Annotated in this window: 8 protein-coding genes and 1 pseudogene; 7 read left to right on the top strand and 2 right to left on the bottom strand. The window is 71.0% G+C overall.

What is annotated here, in order from left to right; genetic code table 11:
* Positions 1 to 15 precede the first annotated feature (15 nt).
* The 6 genes from SSP24_RS06155 to SSP24_RS06180 all read left to right on the top strand — a co-directional run bounded on the left by SSP24_RS06155 (position 16) and on the right by SSP24_RS06180 (position 5,766).
* Entirely contained in the window at positions 16 to 783 is a 768-nt protein-coding gene (locus SSP24_RS06155) for an Rv1363c family protein (protein WP_141307736.1), read from the top strand.
* A gap of 171 nt (positions 784 to 954) precedes the next feature.
* A complete protein-coding gene (locus tag SSP24_RS06160; RefSeq protein WP_141307737.1) occupies positions 955 to 1,776 on the top strand; it encodes a TIM barrel protein in 822 nt (273 codons plus the stop codon).
* Between the two features lie 27 nt (positions 1,777 to 1,803).
* Positions 1,804 to 2,697, top strand: coding sequence for a 2-hydroxy-3-oxopropionate reductase (locus SSP24_RS06165; protein ID WP_141307738.1), 894 nt, complete (start codon positions 1,804 to 1,806; stop codon positions 2,695 to 2,697).
* Positions 2,698 to 2,899: 202 nt separating this feature from the next.
* Positions 2,900 to 4,357 carry a catalase gene (locus SSP24_RS06170; protein ID WP_141307739.1) on the top strand — a complete coding sequence of 486 codons (1,458 nt, stop codon included), beginning with the start codon at positions 2,900 to 2,902 and terminating at the stop codon, positions 4,355 to 4,357.
* Positions 4,358 to 4,743: 386 nt separating this feature from the next.
* Complete coding sequence (locus tag SSP24_RS06175; protein ID WP_141307740.1) at positions 4,744 to 4,986, top strand: hypothetical protein; 243 nt, start codon at positions 4,744 to 4,746, stop codon at positions 4,984 to 4,986.
* Positions 4,987 to 5,094: 108 nt separating this feature from the next.
* Positions 5,095 to 5,766: a TIGR04222 domain-containing membrane protein gene (locus SSP24_RS06180; RefSeq protein WP_141307741.1), complete on the top strand. Its 672-nt coding sequence runs from the start codon at positions 5,095 to 5,097 to the stop codon at positions 5,764 to 5,766.
* Between the two features lie 87 nt (positions 5,767 to 5,853).
* On the opposite strand, the gene gcl is transcribed toward SSP24_RS06180, so the two are convergent.
* Entirely contained in the window at positions 5,854 to 7,638 is a 1,785-nt protein-coding gene (gcl, locus tag SSP24_RS06185; RefSeq protein WP_141307742.1) for a glyoxylate carboligase, read from the bottom strand.
* A 166-nt stretch (positions 7,639 to 7,804) separates the two neighbouring features.
* Here gcl and SSP24_RS06190 point away from each other — a divergent pair, with 166 nt between their 5' ends.
* Positions 7,805 to 8,452: a hypothetical protein gene (locus tag SSP24_RS06190; protein ID WP_141307743.1), complete on the top strand. Its 648-nt coding sequence runs from the start codon at positions 7,805 to 7,807 to the stop codon at positions 8,450 to 8,452.
* A gap of 27 nt (positions 8,453 to 8,479) precedes the next feature.
* Here the strand turns inward: SSP24_RS06190 and SSP24_RS06195 are convergent.
* A pseudogene (locus SSP24_RS06195) lies at positions 8,480 to 8,651 on the bottom strand (AMP-dependent synthetase); the annotation flags it as partial.

The following is an 8,651-nucleotide window of genomic DNA, read 5'->3' on the forward strand; positions in this document are numbered from 1 at the left end:
GTGAGGAGGAAGACCGTGGCGAAACCCACCACCCGAGGACGCGGCTCCGCAACCCCGGCCCGGCGCACGATGACGGCGGCGGCCCGCGCCGCGGCCAAGCGGGCGGAGCGGAGCCCTGCCACTGCCGTGGCCGAGCGCACGGAGCGGGGCCCTGCGGTCAAGGCGCCGCCTGCCGGGCGCACTGTCGTCATCGAACCGCCGGACGGCTGGGACGACCCGCCGGAGCCGTCGCCCGAGGACTTCGCGGAGGACACCCCGCAGGAGACGGACGTGCGGCACTCCCGGCGAGGGGTGTGGGCCGCGCTCCTGTCCGTCCTGCTCGTGGCGAGCCTGGTCGCCGTCGCCGTACTCGCGACGCACTACCGGGACGGCGCGCGGGCCGACCAGGCGCGGGCGGAGGCGCTCGCGGCCGCGCGCAAGGCGGCGCCCGTCGTGCTGTCGTACGACTACCGCCACCTGGACCGGGACTTCGCCGCGGCGCGCGCCCATATCACGGGGAAGTTCCGCGACGAGTACCAGAAGACCACGCAGACCGTGGTCGGACCCACGGCGAAGAAGTACGACGGCGTGGTGAAGGCGACCGTCGCCGCGCCGACCGACGGCGGCGTCCCGGCGGCCTCCGTCGTGTCGGCCTCGGCGGACGGCGCCGTGGTGCTGCTCTTCGTCAACCAGGTCACCACGAGCACCCAGGTCACCGGATCCCGCATGGACCTGAACCGGGTGCGGATGACGATGACCCGCACGTCCGAGGGCTGGAAGGTGAGCGCCGTCGACGCACTCTGAGCCACCGTCTCCCCAGCGCCCCCGCGCCACGCGCGCGGGGGCGCTTTTTTGTCGGCCGCTCTTGACAGCCCTCACCCACCCCGGGCAGTCTTCCATTAAGCAGAAAGCAACTTCCGCAATACGGAATAACACCGAACGCAGCGCAGAGCAGGAAGGGAGCGCCGACCCCCGATGGGATTCGCAGACCAGCGCTTCAACGTCAACCTGTCGATCCTCTTCACGGAACTCCCGCTCCTGGAGCGCCCGGCCGCGGCCGCCGCGGCCGGCTTCACCGCGGTCGAGCTGTGGTGGCCCTGGGTCGACTCCCCCGCCCCCGAGCAGTCCGAGCTGGACGCCCTGAAGCAGGCGATCGAGGCCGCGGGCGTCCAGCTCACCGGCCTGAACTTCTACGCCGGACAGCTCCCCGGCCCGGACCGCGGCGCCCTGTCGGTGCCCGGCGAGGAGTCGGAGCGGTTCCGCGCGAACATCGACGTGGCCGCCGGCTTCGCCGCCTCCCTCGGCTGCAAGGCGCTCAACGCGCTCTACGGCAACCGCGTCGAGGGCGTCGACCCGGCCGAGCAGGACGCGCTCGCGCTGGACAACCTGGTCCTCGCCGCCCGCGCCGCCGACCGGATCGGCGCGATCCTGCTGATCGAGGCCCTCAACCAGCCCGAGTCGCCGCTGTACCCGCTGGTGTCGGCACCGGCCGCGATCGGCATCGTCGACAAGGTCAACCAGGCGACCGGCCTCGGCAACGCACGGTTCCTGATGGACCTCTACCACCTGTCGATGAACGGCGAGGACCTGCCGCAGGTGATCGAGCGGTACACGGCGAAGACCGGCCACGTGCAGATCGCCGACAACCCGGGCCGCGGCGCCCCGGGCACGGGCTCGCTGCCCCTCGAAGACCTCCTCGACCAGCTGAAGAAGGCGGGTTACGACGGCTGGGTCGGCCTCGAGTACAAGCCGGGCGACCGCCCGAGCGCCGAGGCCTTCGACTGGCTGTCCCGCTGACCCCCGCACCGAAAGGCACCCCCAATCATGAGCAACGCACTTCCCAAGATCGCGTGGATCGGCCTCGGCATCATGGGCTCCCCCATGTCCGAGAACCTGATCAAGGCGGGTTACGAGGTCACCGGCTACACCCTGGAGCGGGAGAAGCTGGACCGGCTGACCGCCGCGGGCGGCACCGCCGCCGCCTCCATCGCCGAGGCCGTGCGCGACGCCGACGTGATCATCACGATGGTGCCCGCGTCGCCGCAGGTCGAGGCCATCGCGTACGGCCCGGACGGCATCCTGGAGAACGCCAGGTCCGGCGCGCTGCTGATCGACATGTCCTCGATCACGCCGCAGACCTCCGTCGACCTGGCCGCCGCCGCCCGCGACAAGGGCATCCGGGTGCTGGACGCGCCGGTGTCCGGCGGTGAGGCCGGTGCCATCGAGGCCGTGCTGTCCATCATGGTCGGCGGTGAGCAGGCCGACTTCGACCAGGCGAAGCCGATCTTCGAGGCGCTGGGCAAGACCATCGTGCTGTGCGGCCCGCACGGCTCCGGCCAGACCGTGAAGGCCGCCAACCAGCTGATCGTCGCCGTGAACATCCAGGCGTGCGCCGAGGCCGTGGTCTTCCTGGAGAAGTCCGGCGTGGACCTGAAGGCGGCCCTCGACGTCCTCAACGGCGGTCTCGCGGGCTCCACCGTGCTGACCCGCAAGAAGGACAACTTCCTGAACCGGGACTTCAAGCCGGGCTTCCGGATCGACCTGCACCACAAGGACATGGGCATCGTCACCGACGCGGCCCGTAACGTCGGCGCGGCACTGCCGGTCGGCGCCGTGGTCGCCCAGCTGGTGGCCTCCCTGCGCGCACAGGGCGACGGGGGCCTGGACCACTCGGCCCTGCTGCGGTCCGTGGAGCGCCTGTCCGGCGCCCAGGTCTGACCGCTTTCGAGACTTCCGGGCGGCGCCGCCGCTGACACCTGTCCTGTCGCGCCCAGGCGGTGGCGCCGCCCGGAACCACCCTCGACCCCACTCGGCTTCAACAAACTGTTGACGTCGCGATCGCCCCGAACCTAGGCTCCACAAAGCGGATGCTCCACGAAGTGGAATTGGTTTTCCGCTGCCCCTCGTACGGAAGGTCACCATGTCGAAGCGCGTGCTCACCACCGAGTCCGGCGCCCCGGTCGCCGACAACCAGAACTCCGCCTCCGCCGGTGTCGGCGGTCCGCTCCTGCTCCAGGACCAGCATCTGCTGGAGAAGCTGGCGCGCTTCAACCGCGAGCGCATCCCGGAGCGCGTGGTGCACGCCCGCGGCTCCGGCGCGTACGGCTACTTCGAGGTGACCGACGACGTCACCGGCTTCACGTACGCCGACTTCCTGAACACCGTCGGCAAGCGCACCGAGGTGTTCCTGCGCTTCTCGACCGTGGCCGACAGCCTCGGCGGTGCGGACGCGGTGCGCGACCCGCGCGGCTTCGCGGTCAAGTTCTACACCGAAGAGGGCAATTACGACCTCGTCGGGAACAACACGCCGGTGTTCTTCATCAAGGACCCGATCAAGTTCCCGGACTTCATCCACTCGCAGAAGCGCGACCCGTTCACCGGGCGCCAGGAGCCGGACAACGTCTGGGACTTCTGGGCGCACGCCCCGGAGGCCACGCACCAGGTGACCTGGCTGATGGGCGACCGCGGCATCCCGGCGTCGTACCGCCACATGAACGGCTACGGCTCGCACACCTACCAGTGGACGAACGCCGACGGCGAGGCCTTCTTCGTCAAGTACCACTTCAAGACCAACCAGGGCATCCGCTGCCTGAGCAGCGAGCAGGCCGCCGAGATCGCGGGCAAGGACCCCAACTCGCACCAGACGGACCTGCTTCAGGCCATCGAGAGGGGCGTCAACCCGTCCTGGACGCTGTATGTGCAGTTGATGCCAGCGGCGGAGGCCGCGGACTACCGCTTCAACCCGTTCGACCTGACCAAGGTCTGGCCGCACAAGGACTACCCGCTGCGGCGCGTGGGCCGCCTCGTCCTGGACCGCAACCCGGACAACGTCTTCGCCGAGGTCGAGCAGGCCGCGTTCTCCCCGAACAACTTCGTGCCGGGCATCGGTCCGTCCCCCGACAAGATGCTCCAGGGCCGCCTGTTCGCCTACGCGGACGCGCACCGCTACCGCCTGGGCGTCAACCACACGCAGCTCGCGGTCAACGCCCCGAAGGCGACGGTGGTGAACAACTACGGCCGGGACGGCTTCATGGCCACCAACGCCCAGGGCCGGCACGCCAAGAACTACGAGCCGAACTCCTACGACGGCCCGGTGGAGACCGGCCGCCCCCTGTCGGCCCCGCTGGCGGTGACGGGCCACACGGGCACCCACGAGGCCCCCCTCCACACCAAGGACGACGACTTCTTCCAGGCGGGCGAGCTGTACCGCCTGATGTCCGCCGAGGAGAAGTCCCGCCTGATCGCGAACATCGCCGGCGGCCTCTCACAGGTCTCCCGCGACGACGTGATCGAGAAGAACCTGGCCCACTTCCACGCCGCCGACCCCGAGTACGGCAAGCGCGTGGAGGACGCGGTCCGCGCCCTGCGCGAGGACTGAACCCACGGGCTGCGTCCGGACTCTGACGGGAGGTCAGGACTCCGGACGCACGGCCCGCCATGCCACCGGCGACCCGGATGAGGGGTGGTCGCCCGGTGGTACGGCGGGCACGGCGAGGACCGCGGCGGCGTGCGAGCCAGTGCGGTGGTGAAGGTCCCGAGGCTCCTTCTTCGACCTGAGGGAAGGAACCCGGAGCCGTCGCTGGCCGCCGCGGTCCCAGCCACGTCCGACTCCGTCCGGCGGCGCGAATGTCCTGACGCGCCCAGCCTCGCACCGCCGGACGGCCACAACGACCAGGGCGCCGGGAAGAACCCTCACTTCCCGGCGCCCTTCGCCATGCCAACGGCTGAGGTGCGGATGCGTCGTCGTCGCAGCACCCTGAAGGCATGGCACACCCCACACAGCCCCCGCATGTCGTAGTCCACCCCCCGGCCCTCGACGGCTCCCGCAGGGTCACCGCCGGGGACGAGACCCTCGGCATCGCCACGCATCTGGACGATGTCGTCGAGATTCTGCGGCTGGCCGACCTCGACACGATCGAGGTCGAGGAGAGCGACCTCATCGAGTGGCAGGGCGGCGGACCGGACGACTGGCCCGGGCTGTCGGAACACCACCAAATCAACCACTGAACCCGCCCTTCATGCTTCGAGCGCCCCCCGACGCGGGCACATACCCCTCACACACCGGGCCCGCCGGCACGGGGGCGGCGGGCCCCCAGGTGACGGGGGTTGACGGTGATGAGCGACGAAACGACGGCGACGGGGTGGCCGGAGCCGCACGAGATCGCCTTTCTGCGGGGTGGCCCCAGGGCCGCCATCAGGGTCGCCGTGCTCGGTCTGCATCTGCGGGGCCTGGTAGAGGCCGGGAAGCCGGGGACGCTGCGGAAGGCAGCCGCCTTCCCCGCGCCCGACCACCCGCTGGAGAAGGCGGTACGCGTCGGCCTCTACCGGCCCGCCGGCATACGGGAGTTGCCCAGCCGCTCGGCCGTCCGCCTCGCCCTCGCCCGAATGCGCCGCAGGCTCATCGCGGCCGGGCTGCTGCGCCCGGCGCTGCCCGGCCCGACCCGCACGGCACGCCGTCACCTCGCCGCCCTGCGCTCCCGGCACCCGCTCCCCACCGGCCCGGACGGCCTCACCGACGAGGAGATGCTGTACGCGGTCGCGCTCCACGGCGACCGGGCCCTGATGGCGCTCGTACCGCACTTCACCCGTGCCTCCGGGCTCACCGGCCGCGGCGCCCTCGCGGACCAGGGGCGCTTCCCGTTCGGCCGGGGCAACGACTTGCGCCGGACCTTCGGTGCCGAGGAAGAGACCGGGCAGCACGGCGACGGCACGTCCGGCGGGCACCACTACGGAGGCGGCGGGTACGGGTGCGGCGGGGGCGGTGGCGGAGGCGGAGGCGGCGACTGAGCTACCGAGCGACCGAGCGACTGAACCGGGCACGGCGAAGGGCGGCCCACCCCTCGGGTGAGCCGCCCCCAACTGCCGTATGCCGCCTCAGACCTTCAACGTCTTGATGGACGTCGGCGCGTGCCCGGGCTCCGTCGCGAGTTCCTCGAACTCCACCACGTTGCTGATGTCGTTGGTGCCGGACATGGAGATATTGGTGATCCGCTCCAGGATCGCCTCGACGACCACCGGCACCCGGAACTCGGCGGCGAGCTTCTTGGCCTGTTCGAAGGCCGCGCCCAGCTCGCCCGGGTCGGTCACCCGGATCGCCTTGCAGCCGAGGCCCTCGGCGACCTTGACGTGGTCGACGCCGTAGACGCCGAGCTCGGGCGAGTTGAGGTTCTCGAACTCCAGGTTGACCTGGAAGTCGATCTCGAAGGCCCGCTGCGCCTGCCGGATCAGGCCCAGGTAGGAGTTGTTCACCAGGACGTGGACGTACGGGATCCGGTGCTGCGCGCCGACCGCCAGTTCCTCGATCATGAACTGGAAGTCGTAGTCGCCGGAGAGCGCGACCACGGACGCCTCCGGGTCGGCCTTGGCGACGCCCAGCGCGGCCGGGATGGTCCAGCCGAGGGGGCCCGCCTGGCCGCAGTTGATCCAGTGGCGCGGGCGGTAGACGTGCAGCATCTGGGCGCCGGCGATCTGCGAGAGGCCGATGGTGGTGACGTAGCGCGTCTCCGGGCCGAAGGCCTTGTTCATCTCCTCGTAGACGCGCTGCGGCTTGATGGGGATGTTGTCGAAGTGCGTACGGCGCTGGAGGGTCGCCTTCTTCTCCTGCGCGGACGCGGCCCACTCGGAGCGGTCGGGCAGCCGGCCGGCCGCCTTCAGCTCCCGGGCCACCTCGACGAACAGCTCCAGCGCGGCCTTGGCGTCGGAGGCGATGCCGTAGTCGGGCGCGAAGATCTTGCCGATCTGGGTCGGCTCGATGTCGACGTGCACGAACGTCCGGCCGGCCGTGTAGACGTCGAGCTTGCCGGTGTGGCGATTGGCCCAGCGGTTGCCGATGCCGAGGACGAAGTCGGACTCCAGGAAGGTCGCGTTGCCGTAGCGGTGCGAGGTCTGCAGGCCCACCATGCCGGCGTTCAGCTCGTGGTCGTCGGGGATGACGCCCCAGCCCATCAGGGTCGGCACGACCGGAGTGCCCGTCAGCTCGGCGAACTCCACGAGGAGTTCGGCGGCGTCGGCGTTGATGATGCCGCCGCCCGCCACGATCAGCGGGCGCTCGGAGGCGTTCAGCATCCCGATCGCCTTCTCGATCTGAGCGCGGGTGGCGGCCGGCTTGTAGACCGGCAGCGGCTCGTACGTCTCCGGGTCGAACTCGATCTCGGTGAGCTGGACGTCGATCGGCAGGTCGATCAGGACGGGACCGGGGCGGCCGGAGCGCATCAGGTGGAAGGCCTGCTGGAAGACGCCGGGGACCTGCGCGGCCTCCAGGACGGTGACCGCCATCTTCGTGACCGGCTTGGCGATCGAGGCGATGTCGACGGCCTGGAAGTCCTCCTTGTGGATCACCGCGGTCGGGGCCTGGCCGGTGATGCACAGGATCGGGATGGAGTCGCCGGTCGCGGAGTACAGGCCGGTGATCATGTCGGTGCCGGCCGGTCCGGAGGTGCCGATGCACACGCCGATGTTGCCGGGGTGGGTGCGGGTGTAGCCCTCGGCCATGTGCGAGGCGCCCTCGACATGGCGGGCGAGGGTGTGGCTGATGCCGCCGGACGCCTTGAGTGCCGCGTAGAACGGGTTGATCGCCGCGCCCGGCACACCGAACGCGTCCGTGACGCCCTCGCGCTTGAGGATCTCGACTGCCGCGCGGGCAGCGGTCATACGAGCCATTGAGTACTCCTGCTTCGGCTGTCGGTGCGTACTCCCGTCGCGCCCCGCCGGTGAGCACTTCCGTATAGCGGAAAGTAACTTCTACGATCTGGAAGCAATGTAAGCGCGGGTGCCAAATGCCGTCAAGGGACGGACAGGCAGGGGGCGGGAGGAGCACGATGTGGCCATGCCCGAGAGCCTGCCCGTGCGCTGCCCGGCCTGTCGGCGCGAGCACCTCTACACCGCCCCGTCGTACCCCTGCGCCTGCGGCGCCCCCGCCGGTCCGCCGCTGGACAGGCAGGCCGCGCCGCAGGCCGTCACGCACCGCAGCTGGGACGAGGAATGGGTCCCCGTGCGCTGCGCCTCCTGCGGCCGGCGCAACCAGTGGCCGCGCCCGGAGCTGGGCTGCCCCTGCGGGACGGTGCTGAGCATCCCGGTGGCGAGACCCGGCACCGGCCACCGGCAACCGGTCGGCGTACGCACCGCCCTCGACGCCGTCACGGCCGCCGCCCTCTACCTCCACCGCCTCGGCCACCGCGACCTGCGCCGCGCCGACCAGCGGCCCCCGTCCGGGATAGGGCTCGCCGCCCGCGGCCTGCTCGCCCAGGTCGACCCGTCCGCGCGCCCTGCGACCCTGCGGGACGTGGAGTGCCTGTGGCTGACGGCCATGTCGGAGTCCGCGCGCTGCGTGTACTTCTCACTGACCGGGTACGCCACCGAGGCCCGCGCCCGCGCCGACGCCCTCGGCGTCCCGCTGTTCGTCGTGGACGACCCCACCGGCACCCCGCGCCCGGTGAACCAGCCCGCCGACGCCCTGCACGCCACCCTCGTCTGAGGGGACGTACGGCGGTCTACGGATCTCTCAGCGGAAGTCCTCCTCGCGGTACTCACTCGCCGACCCCGCTGCCGTGGCCTCGCGCAGTTCGATACGGCGGATCTTGCCGGAGACGGTCTTCGGGAGGTCTGCGAACTCCAGTCGGCGGATGCGCTTGTACGGCGCGAGGGTCTCGCGCGAGTGCTCGAACAGCACCTTT

This window comes from Streptomyces spinoverrucosus, assembly GCF_006539505.1.
In the GTDB taxonomy this organism is placed as follows: Bacteria; Actinomycetota; Actinomycetes; order Streptomycetales; family Streptomycetaceae; genus Streptomyces; species Streptomyces spinoverrucosus.

Bases quoted from the DNA above. Each gene is read 5' to 3' on its own strand.
- SSP24_RS06160 (WP_141307737.1), top strand. From the start codon at position 955: ATGGGATTCGCAGACCAGCGCTTCAACGTCAACCTGTCGATCCTCTTC.
- SSP24_RS06165 (WP_141307738.1), top strand. From the start codon at position 1,804: ATGAGCAACGCACTTCCCAAGATCGCGTGGATCGGCCTCGGCATCATG.
- SSP24_RS06170 (WP_141307739.1), top strand. From the start codon at position 2,900: ATGTCGAAGCGCGTGCTCACCACCGAGTCCGGCGCCCCGGTCGCCGAC.
- SSP24_RS06175 (WP_141307740.1), top strand. From the start codon at position 4,744: ATGGCACACCCCACACAGCCCCCGCATGTCGTAGTCCACCCCCCGGCC.
- SSP24_RS06180 (WP_141307741.1), top strand. From the start codon at position 5,095: ATGAGCGACGAAACGACGGCGACGGGGTGGCCGGAGCCGCACGAGATC.
- gcl (WP_141307742.1), bottom strand. From the start codon at position 7,638: ATGGCTCGTATGACCGCTGCCCGCGCGGCAGTCGAGATCCTCAAGCGC.
- SSP24_RS06190 (WP_141307743.1), top strand. From the start codon at position 7,805: ATGCCCGAGAGCCTGCCCGTGCGCTGCCCGGCCTGTCGGCGCGAGCAC.